The sequence below is a fragment of the Kitasatospora sp. NPDC098652 genome (assembly GCF_044760155.1).
Lineage (GTDB): Bacteria > Actinomycetota > Actinomycetes > Streptomycetales > Streptomycetaceae > Kitasatospora.
The window spans coordinates 121,218-134,645 of record NZ_JBIWAQ010000017.1 but is presented as its reverse complement, the minus strand read 5'-3'; the positions used below and the strand labels follow the sequence as shown (position 1 = coordinate 134,645).

General features: G+C 72.3%; 7 protein-coding genes and 1 tRNA gene. 7 read left to right on the top strand and 1 reads right to left on the bottom strand.

The features are described from left to right. Nucleotides 1–6 precede the first annotated feature (6 nt). The 6 genes from ACIQWA_RS29960 to ACIQWA_RS29935 all read left to right on the top strand — a co-directional run bounded on the left by ACIQWA_RS29960 (nt 7) and on the right by ACIQWA_RS29935 (nt 6,598). Nucleotides 7–300 (top strand): HypC/HybG/HupF family hydrogenase formation chaperone, encoded by a 294-nt coding sequence (locus tag ACIQWA_RS29960; RefSeq protein WP_360236827.1) that lies wholly within the window; start codon nt 7–9, stop codon nt 298–300. Then, nucleotides 297–1,439, top strand: coding sequence for a hydrogenase formation protein HypD (gene hypD / locus ACIQWA_RS29955; RefSeq protein ID WP_402487774.1), 1,143 nt, complete (start codon nt 297–299; stop codon nt 1,437–1,439). The genes ACIQWA_RS29960 and hypD overlap by 4 nt, the downstream gene beginning before the upstream one ends. A 7-nt stretch (nt 1,440–1,446) precedes the next feature. Continuing rightward, the gene (gene hypE, locus ACIQWA_RS29950; RefSeq protein WP_402487840.1) at nt 1,447–2,544 is read left to right on the top strand and encodes a hydrogenase expression/formation protein HypE; all 1,098 of its coding nucleotides are present in this window, start codon (nt 1,447–1,449) and stop codon (nt 2,542–2,544) included. Nucleotides 2,545–2,727: 183 nt separating this feature from the next. Then, nucleotides 2,728–2,801, top strand: a tRNA-Met gene (locus ACIQWA_RS29945). A gap of 296 nt (nt 2,802–3,097) precedes the next feature. After that, nucleotides 3,098–4,810 (top strand): phospholipase, encoded by a 1,713-nt coding sequence (locus ACIQWA_RS29940; RefSeq protein WP_402487772.1) that lies wholly within the window; start codon nt 3,098–3,100, stop codon nt 4,808–4,810. A 111-nt stretch (nt 4,811–4,921) separates the two neighbouring features. Beyond that, nucleotides 4,922–6,598, top strand: coding sequence for a DUF885 domain-containing protein (locus tag ACIQWA_RS29935; RefSeq protein ID WP_402487770.1), 1,677 nt, complete (start codon nt 4,922–4,924; stop codon nt 6,596–6,598). Nucleotides 6,599–6,621: 23 nt separating this feature from the next. Here the strand turns inward: ACIQWA_RS29935 and ACIQWA_RS29930 are convergent, their stop codons facing one another. Next, nucleotides 6,622–6,957, bottom strand: coding sequence for a hypothetical protein (locus ACIQWA_RS29930; protein ID WP_402487768.1), 336 nt, complete (start codon nt 6,955–6,957; stop codon nt 6,622–6,624). A gap of 930 nt (nt 6,958–7,887) precedes the next feature. Here ACIQWA_RS29930 and ACIQWA_RS29925 point away from each other — a divergent pair. After that, complete coding sequence (locus tag ACIQWA_RS29925) at nt 7,888–13,416, top strand: PA14 domain-containing protein (protein ID WP_402487767.1); 5,529 nt, start codon at nt 7,888–7,890, stop codon at nt 13,414–13,416. The last annotated feature ends 12 nt before the right edge of the window (nt 13,417–13,428 follow it).

Genomic DNA, 13,428 nt, shown 5'->3' with positions numbered 1-13,428 from the left:
CAGCGGATGTGCCTGGCAGTGCCCGGCAGGGTGACGGAGATCGAGGAACGCGACGGGACCAGGATGGCGGTGATGGACTTCGGCGGGGTGGTCAAGGACGTCTGCCTGGAGTACCTGCCCGACCTGGCGGTGGGGGAGTACGCCATCGTCCACGTGGGGTTCGCGTTGCAGCGCCTGGACGAGGAGTCGGCCCGGCGGACCCTGGAGCTGTTCGAGGAACTCGGGCTGCTGCAGGAGGAGTTCGGCGATCCATGGGAGGCGGCGGGGCAGCCCGCGGCGGTCGAGGAGGCGGGGCGGTGAAGTACTTGGAGGAGTTCCGCAACCCCGAGCTGGCCGAGGGGCTGCTCGCCGACATCAGGGCGACGGTCACCCGGCCCTGGGCGCTGATGGAGGTCTGCGGCGGACAGACGCACAGCATCATCCGGCACGCCATCGACCAACTCCTCCCGGAGGAGGTCGAGTTGATCCACGGTCCGGGGTGCCCGGTGTGCGTCACCCCGCTGGAGGTGATCGACCGGGCGCTCGCCATCGCCGCCCGCCCGGGGGTGGTCTTCTGCTCCTTCGGCGACATGCTGCGGGTGCCCGGCACCGACCGCGACCTGTTCCGGGTCCGGGCCGAGGGCGGTGACGTCCGGGTGGTGTACTCGCCGCTCGACGCGCTGCGGATCGCCCGGGAGAACCCGGACCGGGAGGTGGTCTTCTTCGGCATCGGCTTTGAGACCACCGCCCCGCCGAACGCGATGGCCGTCCACCTGGCCCGCAAGCAGCGCCTGGGCAATTTCAGCATGCTGGTCTCGCACGTCCGGGTGCCCCCGGCGATCGATGCGATCATGGAATCGCCGGACTGCCGGGTCCAGGCCTTCCTGGCCGCCGGGCACGTGTGCAGCGTGATGGGCACCGCCGAGTACCCCGCGCTCGCCGAACGCCACCGCGTCCCGATCGTCGTCACCGGCTTCGAGCCGCTCGACATCCTGGAGGGGATCCGGCGCACCGTACGGCAGTTGGAGCGCGGCGAGCACGCCGTCGACAACGCCTACCCGCGGGCCGTCCGCCCGGAGGGGAACCCGGCCGCCCGCGCCATGCTGGAGGACGTCTTCGAGGTGACCGACCGGGCCTGGCGCGGCATCGGGGTCATCCCGCAGAGCGGCTGGCGGCTCTCCCCGCGCTACCGGGACCACGACGCCGAGCACCGCTTCGACGTCGGGGGCATCCGGACCAGCGAACCCGCCCAGTGCCGGGCCGGCGAGGTGCTCCAGGGGCTGCTCAAGCCCCACCAGTGCGAGGCCTTCGGCACCGTCTGCACCCCGCGCACCCCGCTCGGCGCCACGATGGTCTCCAGCGAGGGGGCCTGCGCCGCGTACTACCTCTACCGGCGGCTGAGCACGCCGACCGGGTCGAGCACGCCGAGCCCCGTCCAGGAGGCGAGCCCCGTTGGCTGACACCGAACTGCTCACCGAACAGGCCGACGGCGCCGGTGCGCCTGGCTCGGCCGGTGCGCCGGACTTCGCCGGCTGGAGCTGCCCGCTGCCGCTGCGCGACCACCCCCGGGTGGTGATGGGGCACGGCGGCGGCGGGGCGATGTCCGCCGAGCTGGTGGAGAACATCTTCGCGCCCGCCTACGGCAGCCGGGCGCTGGCCGGTCTCGGCGACTCCGCGGTGCTCGACCTGGGCGGCGCCCGGCTGGCCTTCTCCACCGACTCCTACGTGGTGCGGCCGCTGTTCTTCCCCGGCGGCTGCATCGGCGACCTCGCCGTCAACGGCACCGTCAACGACCTGGCCATGAGCGGGGCCCGGGCGGCCTACCTGTCCTGCGGCTTCATCCTGGAGGAGGGGGTGGAGCTGGCCGTGGTGGACCGGGTGGCCCGGGCGCTCGGCGCCGCCGCCCGCACCGCCGGGGTCGAGGTGGTCACCGGCGACACCAAGGTGGTCGAGGCCGGGCACGGCGACGGCGTCTACCTGAACACCGCCGGCATCGGGCTCGTCCCGGCCGGGGTCGACATCCGGCCGCAGCGGGCCCGCCCGGGCGACGTGGTGATCGTCAGCGGGCCGATCGGGCTGCACGGGGTGGCGATCATGAGCGTTCGGGAGGGGCTGGAATTCGGGGTCGAGGTGCGCAGCGACTGCGCGGCGCTTGGCGGACTGGTCGAAGCCATGCTCGGGGCGACCCGTGACCTGCACGTGCTCCGGGACCCCACCCGGGGCGGGCTGGCGGCGGCGCTCAACGAGATCGCGGCGGCGGCCGGGGTGGGCGTGGTGCTGAGCGAACGCGCCGTCCCCGTGCCGGACCCGGTGGCCAACGCCTGCGCCGTCCTGGGCCTGGACCCGATGTACATCGCCAACGAGGGCAAGCTGGTGGCCTTCGTCCCGCGCGTCGAGGCGGACGCCGTGCTCGCCGCCATGCGGGCCCACCCGCTGGGCGCGGAGGCGGTGGTGATCGGCGAGTGCGTCGAGGACCACCCGGGGATGGTCGTCGCCCGCACCGGCTTCGGCGGCACCCGGGTCGTGGACCTGCCGATGGGCGAGCAGCTGCCGCGGATCTGCTGACGGCGTTGATCACCCGTCTACCGACGACTGATCAGCTGTGGGCACCGAATCCCTTCGGGCTCCTACGAGCCCCTCGAACCCCGGAGACGGGAGGGCCGGGGAGCCTGGAAGGGAAGGCCGAGGAGCCCGCCGGGAAACCGATTTCCGTTTTCGCCCGGGGGTGGCCTATGGTTGGGACATCGACGCGGGGTGGAGCAGCTCGGTAGCTCGCTGGGCTCATAACCCAGAGGTCGCAGGTTCAAATCCTGTCCCCGCTACTCAGTAGGAGCCGGGGTCGGCGCACTTGGTGCGTCGGCCCCGGCTCCTTTTTGCGTCCGGCGACGCTGCCGCGCCGCCGCGCTGGTCAACTGCACCGCCTCCGCACCGGATCGGTGCGGAGGTCTCTTTGCTTTCGGCAACTGAGTGGGCATCAGGGTGATGCGACGTGAAATCGGTTGGTATGCGGTCGAGTTGACGGAATTGATGGGACCCTGACAGCGGATATGGTTACTTTGAGGTAATTTAAGGGTGTCGTCCGGGTGAACGTCCCCGGCCTCGCATGAAGGACTCGTACGTGCTCTCTCCTCATTCCCGCCGCTCCGGCCGCCGCCGTTCGGCCGGTACCGCGCTGGCCCTCGCCGCCGCCGTCGGTGTGCTGCCCGTTGCTCCCGCCTTCGCCGATTCGGCTCCCGCCCCGGCGCCGACCGCCCCGTCGTCGACCGTGTCGGCGCCGACCGCACCGGCGTCGACCGTGCCCGCCGAGGCCACTCCGTACCTGGACGCGGTGGAGCGGACGCTGCGTCAGGTGTCGCCCGGGCTGGAGGGAACGGTCTGGCAGCGGACGGCGGGCAACCGGCTCGACGCGCCGGCCGGGAACCCGGGCGGGTGGCTGCTGCAGACGCCGGGCTGCTGGGGCGACGCCTCCTGCACCGAGCGCACCGGCACGAAGCAGCTGCTCGACCGGATGCGGGAGACCATCGGGCGGGCCACCCGGACCGTCGACATATCAACCCTCGCCCCCTTCCCGGACGGTGCGTTCCAGGACGCCATCGCCGACGGCCTCAAGGCCTCGGTGGCCGCCGGGAACACCCCGCACGTGCGGGTCCTCGCCGGGGCCGCGCCGCTGCTCAACATCACCGCGCTGCCGTCCAAGTACCGGGACGACCTGGTGGCCCGGCTCGGCGGCGCCGCCGGCCGCGTCACCATCGAGGTGGCCTCGATGACCACCGCGAAGACCGCGTTCTCCTGGAACCACTCCAAGTTGCTGGTGGTGGACGGGCAGAGCGTCATCACCGGCGGCATCAACAACTGGAAGGGCGACTACCTCGACACCGCCCACCCGGTCACCGACGTCGACCTCGCACTCAGCGGCCCGGCCGCCGCCTCCGCCGGTGCGTACCTGGACACCCTGTGGGACTGGACCTGCCGCAACACCGGGGTGCTCTCGGCCGCCTGGTTCGCCGCCACGAACGGCGCGAGCTGCACCCCCGACCTGGAGAAGCGCCGCAACCCGGCGGTCGGGCAGGTGCCCGCCACCGGCAGCGTCCCGGTGATCGCGATCGGCGGCCTGGGCGTCGGCATCCGCGACGCCGACCCCGCCTCCGCCTACCGCCCGGACCGGACGGCCCGGCCGGAGGACGTCAAGTGCGGCCCGATCGGCCTGCCCGACCGCACCAACGACGACCGCGACTACGAGACGGTCAACCCCGAGGAGAACGCGCTGCGCGCCCTGGTCGCCGGCGCCGCCAGCCGGATCGACATCTCCCAGCAGGACATGACCGGCACCTGCCCGCCGATGCCCCGCTACGACGCCCGGCTCTTCGACCTGCTCGCGGGCAAGCTCGCCGACGGGGTCAAGGTCCGCATCGTGGTCAGCGACCCCGGCAACCGCGGCGCGGTCGGCAGCGGCGGCTACTCGCAGATCAAGTCCCTGAACGAGATCAGCGACACCCTCGCGGCCCGGCTCACCGCCCGCCTCGGCGACCCGGCGCAGGCCCGCACCGCGATGTGCCGCAACCTCCAACTCGCCCCGTTCCGGGCCTCGTCCGCCCCCACCTGGGCCGACGGCCACCCCTACGCACTGCACCACAAGCTGGTCTCGGTCGACGGCTCCGCCTTCTTCATCGGCTCCAAGAACCTCTACCCGGCCTGGCTCCAGGACTTCGGCTACGTCGTGGAGAACCGCACCGCCGCCGCGCAGCTGGACCAGCAGCTGCTGGCCCCGCAGTGGCAGTACTCCCAGGCCGCCGCGACCTTCGACTACAGCCGCGGCCTCTGCCAGGGCTGAGCCCGCAGCCCCGCAGCCCCGCAGCCCCGCAGCCCCGCCGATCCGCCGACCCGCCGTCCGGAGCCGAGGCGCCCTGGACGGCGGGTCGGCCGCTGCGCCAGCATGGGGCGCATGCCCGAGACGCCGGAGTCCGCCCGCAGCATCGCCGACCGGTACGTCGCGCAGGTCGCGGCACTTGACCCGGCGACCTCGACCAGACTCGGCCTGCACCCGGAGGACGACCGGCAGCCGGACCTGTCACCGGAGGGCTTCGAGGCGCTCGCCGAACTGGGGCGGCGGACGCTGGCCGCGCTCGACGGTGTCGACCACGGGGCGGCGGACCGCGCGGACCGGGACTGCGCCCGGCTGCTGCGGGAGCGGCTGACCGCCGAACTCGCCGTGCACGAGGCCGGGGACCACTTCCGCCAGCTGCGCAACGTCAACTCCCCGCTGCACAAGGTGCGCGGCGTCCTCACCATGATGCCCACCGAGACCGAGGAGCACTGGGCGGCCGTCGCCGGCCGGCTGCGCAAGGTGCCCGGAGCGCTGGACGGTTACCGCGCCACCCTGACCGAGGGCATCGCCCGGGGACTGCTGAGCGCACCCCGGCAGGCCCGCGCGACCATCGCCCAACTGGACGCCTGGACCGGCCGTTCCGGCGGCGGGAGCTGGTTCAACGGCTTCACCGCGGCCGCCCCCGCCCGGCTGCGCCCCGAACTGGACGCCGCCGCCGACCGCGCCACCGCCGCCACCGCGGCCTTCCGCGACTGGCTGCACGACACCTACCTGCCCGCCGCCGACGGCACCCCGGACGCCGTCGGCCGCGAGCGCTACCTGCGCTCCGCCCGCTGGGCCAACGGCGCCGACCTCGACCCGGCCGAGGCGTACGCCTGGGCCTGGGAGGAGTTCCACCGCACGGTCGCCGAGATGCACACCGAGGCGGACCGCATCCTCCCCGGCGCCGGCCCCCGGGCCGCCATGGACCACCTCAACCGGCACGGCCACGCCGTCGAGGGCGAGGAGAACGTCCGCGCCTGGCTCCAGCAGGTCGTCGACGAGGCGATCGACGCCCTCGACGGCACCCACTTCGACATCTCCGGCCCGCTGCGCCGGGTCGAGACCAGGATCGCGCCGCCCGGCAGCTCGGGCGCGCCGTACTACACCGGCCCCAGCCTCGATTTCAGCCGCCCCGGCCGCACCTACCTGCCCACCCTCGGCCGGCGGTCCTTCCCGACCTGGCAGCTCGTCAGCACCTGGTACCACGAGGGCGTCCCCGGCCACCACCTCCAGACCGCCCGCTGGACCGCCTCCGCCGACCGGCTGAGCAGCTACCAGATCACCCTCGGCGCGGTCAGCGCCGACAAGGAGGGCTGGGCGCTGTACGCCGAGCGCCTGATGGACGAACTCGGCTTCCTCACCGACCCCGCCCGGCGGCTCGGCTACCTGGACAAGCAGATGCTCCGGATCATCCGCGTGATCGTGGACCTGGGCATGCACCTGGAACTCGCCATCCCCGCCGACAGCGGCTTCCACCCCGGCGAGCGCTGGACCCCGGAACTCGCCACCGCGTTCATGGCCGCCCACCACGGCAGCGAACTCCCACGCCGCAGCAGCGAGATCGACCGCTACCTGGGCTGGCCCGGCCAGGCCATCGGCTACAAGCTGGGCGAACGGGTCTGGCTGCGGGGCCGGGAGGAGGCCCGCCGCCGCCAGGGCGCCGCCTTCGACCTCCGGGCCTGGCACGGCACCGTCCTCGCCCAGGGCTCGCTCGGCCTGGACGCGCTGGCGGCCCGCCTCGCCGAGTCGTAGAGTCCCGGGGCTCCCTGTCCTCGTCAGCCCCGGGCGAGTGCGCGGGCGACGGCGCGGGCGATCGGCTGGCCGGTGTGGGACTCGTAGTAGGTGAAGGCCGGACAGGGGTTGACCTCGAAGCAGTAGACCTCGCCGTCGTCGGCCAGCATCGCCGTCGCGCTCAGCCAGTTGAACCCGGGGGCGCCGGTGGCCCCGGGGGTGCCGGGCGCGGGCCAGGGGCGGTCCAGGGTGCGCCAGGGGTGCCAGCCGCCGTCGAAGGCCTGGTGCCGTACGGTGTCGTCCTCCGCGCCGACGAAGAGGTGGAGTCTGCCGTGCCCTGGCGAACAGACGGCCAGGGCCCGTGCCGGATGGGTGTGCATCGGGCGCCCCCAGCGGATTGAACGCAGCAGATGAACGCAGCGGATGAACGCAGCACATGGACACGGCGGATTGACGCCGTGCCGGTCGGCGGGGGCGGAGTACGGACTGCCGGGGCCCGCCAACTCGCGGTGCTTCCAGGCTATTCCCGGTTCGGATGCGGATCAATTTCTGGCCCTGGCCTGCCGCCCTGGTTCGCTGCCCCGGCCCGCCGCCCGGGCCGGGCGGCGTCACTGCGCGTAGGCGGACCGGGGCCCGCGCCGACGGTCACGCGCCATCGGCCGGGTGCTCGACGGGCCGTACGGTTCCGGCCAATTGGGGCACCCGCGCCGGGCGGTTCCACAACTCCGTTTAGGGATGCCCAGGGGCATGATCTTTACCATGTCCCTGACAGGGAGGGCTGACGGTGACAGCCGGGCCCTACGGCGGGTGTTCCGTTTGGCGGCTCGGCGGTCCGGTGGTTCCGGCCAAGGTGCACGGCACCTGTTCCCCGGGGCCCGCCGGTCCCGGAGGATGCCAGTCGTTGCGTATGCCTCCCGGTCGGGAGTGCAGGAGCGTTGGCCCGCGCCCTGACGTGTCGCGGGTTCGGGCGGGCGTCGACGGCGTTGGAGGGGGCCTTGTCCAGAGGTGCCGGCATGGCGCGGGGGTCCGCGCGCTCGTGGTTCCGGTGGGTCGTGTTCCTGGTGGCGACGGTGTTGGTGGCTTCGCTGGCCCAGGCGGGGGGCCTGCCAGCGGCGCAGGCGTCCGCGCCCCTGCCCGAGCCCGCATCCGCGCCCGAGTCTGCCGTGTCGAGGACGGTCCCACGGGACCTGCCGATCCTGTCGGTCCCGTCGGCGGCCGAGCAGAAGCCGCAGGCCGAGGTGAGGCAGCCGAAGGCCGACTTCGCGCCCTTGGCCGCCGGCGGCCATCCCCGGTCCGGCGCGCGCGGATCCGTGCGCGCCGCAGCCCCGGCGGCGCCGCAGACCAGCCTGGTGTCCCCGGTCGACGGTGCCGTGGTGGGGACGGAGACGCCCGCGCTGCAGGTGGCCGCGGCCGGTGACGGCGTCCTCTACTGCTTCAAGATCTCCACCGGGTTCGACGGCCGTTCGGGCAGCGTGGTGGACTCCGGATGCCTCGACCAGCCGCAGTGGACGGTCCCCAAGCACGTGCTGCACGACGGCGGCCGCTACACCTGGACGGCGGCCACCGCGGTGTCCGGCGGGACGACCGCGACGCCGCCGCAGTGGGTCGGGCACTTCACGGTCAACCAGCGGGTCGGCGACCCGGGGCCGGCACCGACCGACCACCTGGGCCCGGTGACGGTGAACCTGTTCAACGGCAACGCGCACGTCGAGGCCGCCGGGCCGGCCTTCCGGACCGTCGGCGGATCGGCGGGGGTGAACCTCGCCTACAACTCCCGGGAGGGCGCCCCGCACGGCGTCCGCACGTCGTACTTCAACGACTCCCGGCACGCGGGCACCCCGGACGCGATCCCCGTGATGGTGCGCGGAGAGTCACAGGTCAACCTGGACTGGGGCATCCCGTGGACCGGCAACCCGGACAACCTGCCGTGGCGTGACAACCCGATGCCGCCCGCCCTGGACAAGAACTGGTTCGTCGTGCGCTGGGAGGGCCAGTTCAAGGCCCCGGTCACCGGGGACTTCCGGTTCGCCGGCGCCCACACCGACGGCGCCCGGATCTGGCTGGGCGACAAGCTCGTCTACGACAACCCCGGGCCCGCCGAGCCCGGCGACGACTTCCTGCTGCCCGGCCCGCGCCAGGACCACGACCTCGCGTTGAAGGCCGGCCAACTGGTGCCGATCCGGGTCGAGCTGTACCACCACTCCGACCAGCGCCCGCGCATGGTGCTGTGGGCCAAGAGCAGCACCGGCACCGACGACCACCGCGCCCACAACCTGGATCCGAGGATCGTGCCCACGGAGTGGCTGTTCTCCGCGGATTCGCAGGCGCTCCCGGCGGGTTGGACCCTGTCGGCGCAGTCCAGCGGCTACAGCCGGGCCGAGATGCTGGACGGCTCGGTGGTGCTCACCGACGGCGCCGGCGGCAAGCACACCTGGGCCAAGGCCTCCACCGGCGGCTACGCGCCGCCGGTCGGCGAGGACGGGGTGCTCGCCTTCGACACCTCGGGCCGGATCACGCTCACCGAGGGCGACACCGTGTCGCTGTTCAACCCCGACGGCACCCTGGCGGCGGTGGAGCCGGTGCTGGACGGCAAGAAGCCGGCCGCACTGCAGTACGCCTACAGCGGGACGCCACCACGGCTGACGCAGATCAAGGACCCGGTCTCCGGCCGGTCGCACCAGCTCTTCTACAACACCGACGGCAGCGACGGCTGTTACGGCGGAGTGCCCCGCCCGCCGGGCTCCGACCCGGCCCCGCCGCAGATGCTGTGCCGGGTCCGGTACTGGGACGGCAGCGAGACCAGGCTCTGGTACCAGATGGGCACCCTGGCCCGGGTGGAGAACCCCGGCGCGGTCATGCAGGACTTCGACTACCTGGGCCGGGCCTCGGCCAAGCAGCGCTACGACGAGGCCGGGGACAACGAGGAGGAGAAGCAGAAGGCCCTGGACAGCATCGGGCCGCTGGCCACCATCCGGGGCAGTCTGGCCTACGACTGGGTGGCGCACCAGGCCCCGTCCGCGGCGAACGGCTGCACCAACACCGGTGACACCGCCGCCGCCTGTACGGTGATCGGCTACGACTCCGTGACCGAACAGCCCCAGGAACCGCCCGCCCTGCGCGCGGTGCAGGTGCTGGCACCGGCCCCGGACGGCCGCTCCGGCGACAAACGCGCCGAGCACTTCTACCAGTACTACCTGGAGCGCAAGCAGGCCACCGTGGCCCTGGCCGGGGTGTACGACTCCACCCGCTCCCGCACCGTCACCTACGACGACGCCGGCCGCACCCTGGTCACCACCGACTTCACCGGGGCGAGCATCGCCGCGGAGTGGAACACCAAGGACCAGGCCACCGCGGCCGTCGACAGCGCCGGCCGACGCTCCACCACGGTCTACGACCACGCCGACCGCCCGGTCGACAAGTACGGGCCCGCGCCGGCCTCCTGCTTCACCGGCCAGACCCCGACACCCGCGTGCGCGGCGACGATGCCGCACACCCGCACCAGCTATGACGAGGGCCTGGCGGGGCTGTCGGCCGCCTTCTACGACAACCCGGAACTGGCGGGCGTCCCGACGGTGTTCGCCACTGGGGTCGGCGCCGCCGACGGGGCACTGTCACGGTCGTGGGGAACGAGCCCGCCGGTGCCGAACACCGGTGGCTGGTCCGGGCGCTTCACCGGCGAGTTGCAGTTCCCGGCCGCCGGGCAGTACGGCCTCGGGTTCACCGCGGTCGACGGAGTCCGCCTCTGGGTCGACGACGTCCTGACCGTCGACAGCTGGGGCGACAAACCCGCCACCGCGGTCACCGGCACCTACGCCAACAGCACGGCCGGCAGCTGGCACCGGGTCCGCGTCGACTACTACAACCGCTCCGGCACGACCGGGGCATTGGCCTTCACCTGGACCCCGCCCGGCGCCGGTGCCCCGGCCCCGGTGCCCGGCACGAACCTCGCGCCCCGCTACGGCTGGGCAACGGGCACGACCACCGACGACACCTCCGGCGGCGGCCAGGAGCGGGCACCGTCCAAGCACAGCACCAGCAGTTACTCGGACCCGGCGGCGGGCATCGACCCGGCGTACGGGCTCACCGTGTCCACCACGGGTGATCCCGGCGGGCTGGGCCTGACCGCCCGTACCAGCTACGAGCGCCCGGGGGAGGGATACCTGCGCAAGCTGGCCTCGGCCATGCCCGCCGGTGACCTCGCCAACCCCGACAAGCGCAACACGACCGTCTACTACGGCGACTCCGAGACCCGCGCCAACCCCTGCGACCCGGGCGGTCCGGCCGCCAACCAGGGCGGCATGGCCAGGACCGCCACCGCGGCCAAACCGGGCAGCGGGCCAACCCCCACGGGGGAGACGGTCTACGACGAGGCGGGCCGTGTGGTGGCCCAGCGCGTCAACGACGAGCCGTGGGCCTGTAACAGCTACGACGCACGTGGACGGGTGGTCAAGAAGAGCGTCCCCGCATCTGGGGGCAAGCCGGGTCGTACGGTCATCACGGACTGGGCGGTCGACGGTGATCCGCTGATCTCGAAGCTGACCGACGAGAACGGGTCGATCACCACCGGGATCGACCTCCTCGGCCAGGAGGTCCGCTACACCGACGCCAACGGCGTCACCTCGACCTCCACCTACGACCAGGTCGGACGTCTGATCACGGACACCACCACGGTCAAGGGCGTGTCCAGCACCGTGACGTACGCCTGGAACGACGCCAACCAGTTGACCAACGTCAAGGTGGACGGGACCACCGTCGCCACCCCGTCCTACGACGCGGCCACCGAACTGGCCGGAGTCGTCTACGGCAACGGATCCCGCCTCGACGCGCTGGTGCGCAACGCCTCGGGCAAACCGACGGCGCTGACCTGGAAGACCTCCGCGTCCACGGTCGTCGACACGGTCACCAGGTCGCGCGACAACCGCGTCACCGACGACGTGGTGACCGCGGACGGGAAGTCCGTCGCGACCTACGCCTACACCTATGACACGGTGGGCCGGCTCGTCGCGGCGACCGTCCCGCACCACCAGCTCACCTACCGCTTCGACCCGACCGACGGCTGCGGGACAGCGAATGCCGCCGGGCTGAACACCAACCGCACCACGTCCACGGACAGTTTCAACGGTGCCCCGGCGGTCGCCACCAGCTACTGCTACGACGGTGCCGACCGGTTGACGTCCACCAGCGGCGGCACCGCGCTGTCGTTCGGCTACGACGACCTCGGCGACACGGTCAAGGCCGGGGGCGACACCCTGGGGTACGACGTCACCAAACGGCACGTCCGGACCACGACCGCGGCCGGGACCACGATCTCGTACACCCGGGACCCGGCCGACAGGCTGACCGCCCGCACGGTCACCGGTGCGACGGACGCGTCGAAGAACGGGACCACCCGCTACTCCTACAGTTCCAGGCACGACGACGCCGACCTCATCCTCAGCAAGGACGGCGGGCTACTCCAACGGATCGTGGCACTGCCCGGCGGCGTGCTGCTGACCAAGAACTACGACCAGAGCGCCACCACCAACTGGTCCTACCCCAACATCCACGGCGATGTGCTGTTCACCGCGGACGGGGCCGCCACTCTCACCGGTGGCATCCGCCTCTACGACCCCTACGGCCAGAACATCGACCCCGTCACCGGCCTCTTCACCGACGTCCCGATCCCCGCCACCGTCGCCGGCGGGATGGACTTCGGGTGGCTGGGCCAGCACGAACGGCCGGTGGAACACCTGGCCGACCATCAGGCCATCGAGATGGGCGCCCGCGTCTACTTGCCGGTACTCGGCCGCTTCCTCCAGGTCGACCCCGTCGCGGGCGGATCGGCCAACGACTACGACTACGTCAACGCGGACCCGGTCAACGGCTTGGACCTCGCCGGTACCTTCGGCTGGAAGTCCGTGGTCTCCACCGCCACCAAAGCGGCAGAAGTCGTGGCCTACGTGCCGGGCCCGATCGGAACGGTCGCCTCCGGCGCAGCCGCGGCCGGGCAGCTGGCGCAAGGGCACTACAAAGAAGCCGCCATGGATGCGCTCGGTGCCATCCCCGGTGGCAAACTCGCCAGCACGCTCGCCAGAACCGCCGGGAAAGAAGCCTCGACGGTCGGCAAAGCCGTGGAAGCCGCAGAGAGGTGCAACTCCTTCTCTGTGGAGACCCCTGTGGTGATGGCCGACGGCTCGACCAAACCCATCAGCGTCATCCAGGTCGGCGACCGGGTCCAGGCCACGGACCCCGCCACCGGCGCGACCCTGGACGAACCCGTCACCGACGTCATTGTCGGCCACGGAACGAAGCACCTCATCGACATCGGTCTCGACGCCCGGACCCCCGGGACCACGATCACCGCGACCGCCAACCACCCCTTCTGGGTGGAGGGCCGGGGCTGGATCGACGCAGGGGACCTGAGGCTCGGCGACCGCGTCCGCAGCGGACGCACTGTCGACGTCGTGACCGTCTCCAGCGTTCACGATCGCGGTGACGTCGACGGCCAGACCGTCTACAACCTCACCATCGGCCACGTCCACACGTACTACGTACTGGCAGGGCCCACCCCCGTCCTGGTGCACAACAACAGCTGCAGCCTGCCGCAGGAGGGCGTGTACGCGTTCAAGGACAGGGCGGACGCGCAAGGGCGGATGTACGTGGGGCAGACCAACAACTTCGACCGCCGACTGAACGAGCACGCTCGAAACGGCAGGACGGAGAAGGGGGACGACGTCCTGCTCGTCCACGTGCCGGGTGGCAAAGGAGCCCGTGAGAAGGAGGAAGCCTCTCTCATCGCCGAACTCGGAGGCAAGGACAACCTTTCGAACAAGGTCAATTCTCCGGGGTACAGGCGGTAAGGACCCCGACCT

Bases quoted from the DNA above. Each gene is read 5' to 3' on its own strand.
- ACIQWA_RS29930 (WP_402487768.1), bottom strand. From the start codon at position 6,957: ATGCACACCCATCCGGCACGGGCCCTGGCCGTCTGTTCGCCAGGGCAC.
- ACIQWA_RS29960 (WP_360236827.1), top strand. From the start codon at position 7: ATGTGCCTGGCAGTGCCCGGCAGGGTGACGGAGATCGAGGAACGCGAC.
- ACIQWA_RS29935 (WP_402487770.1), top strand. From the start codon at position 4,922: ATGCCCGAGACGCCGGAGTCCGCCCGCAGCATCGCCGACCGGTACGTC.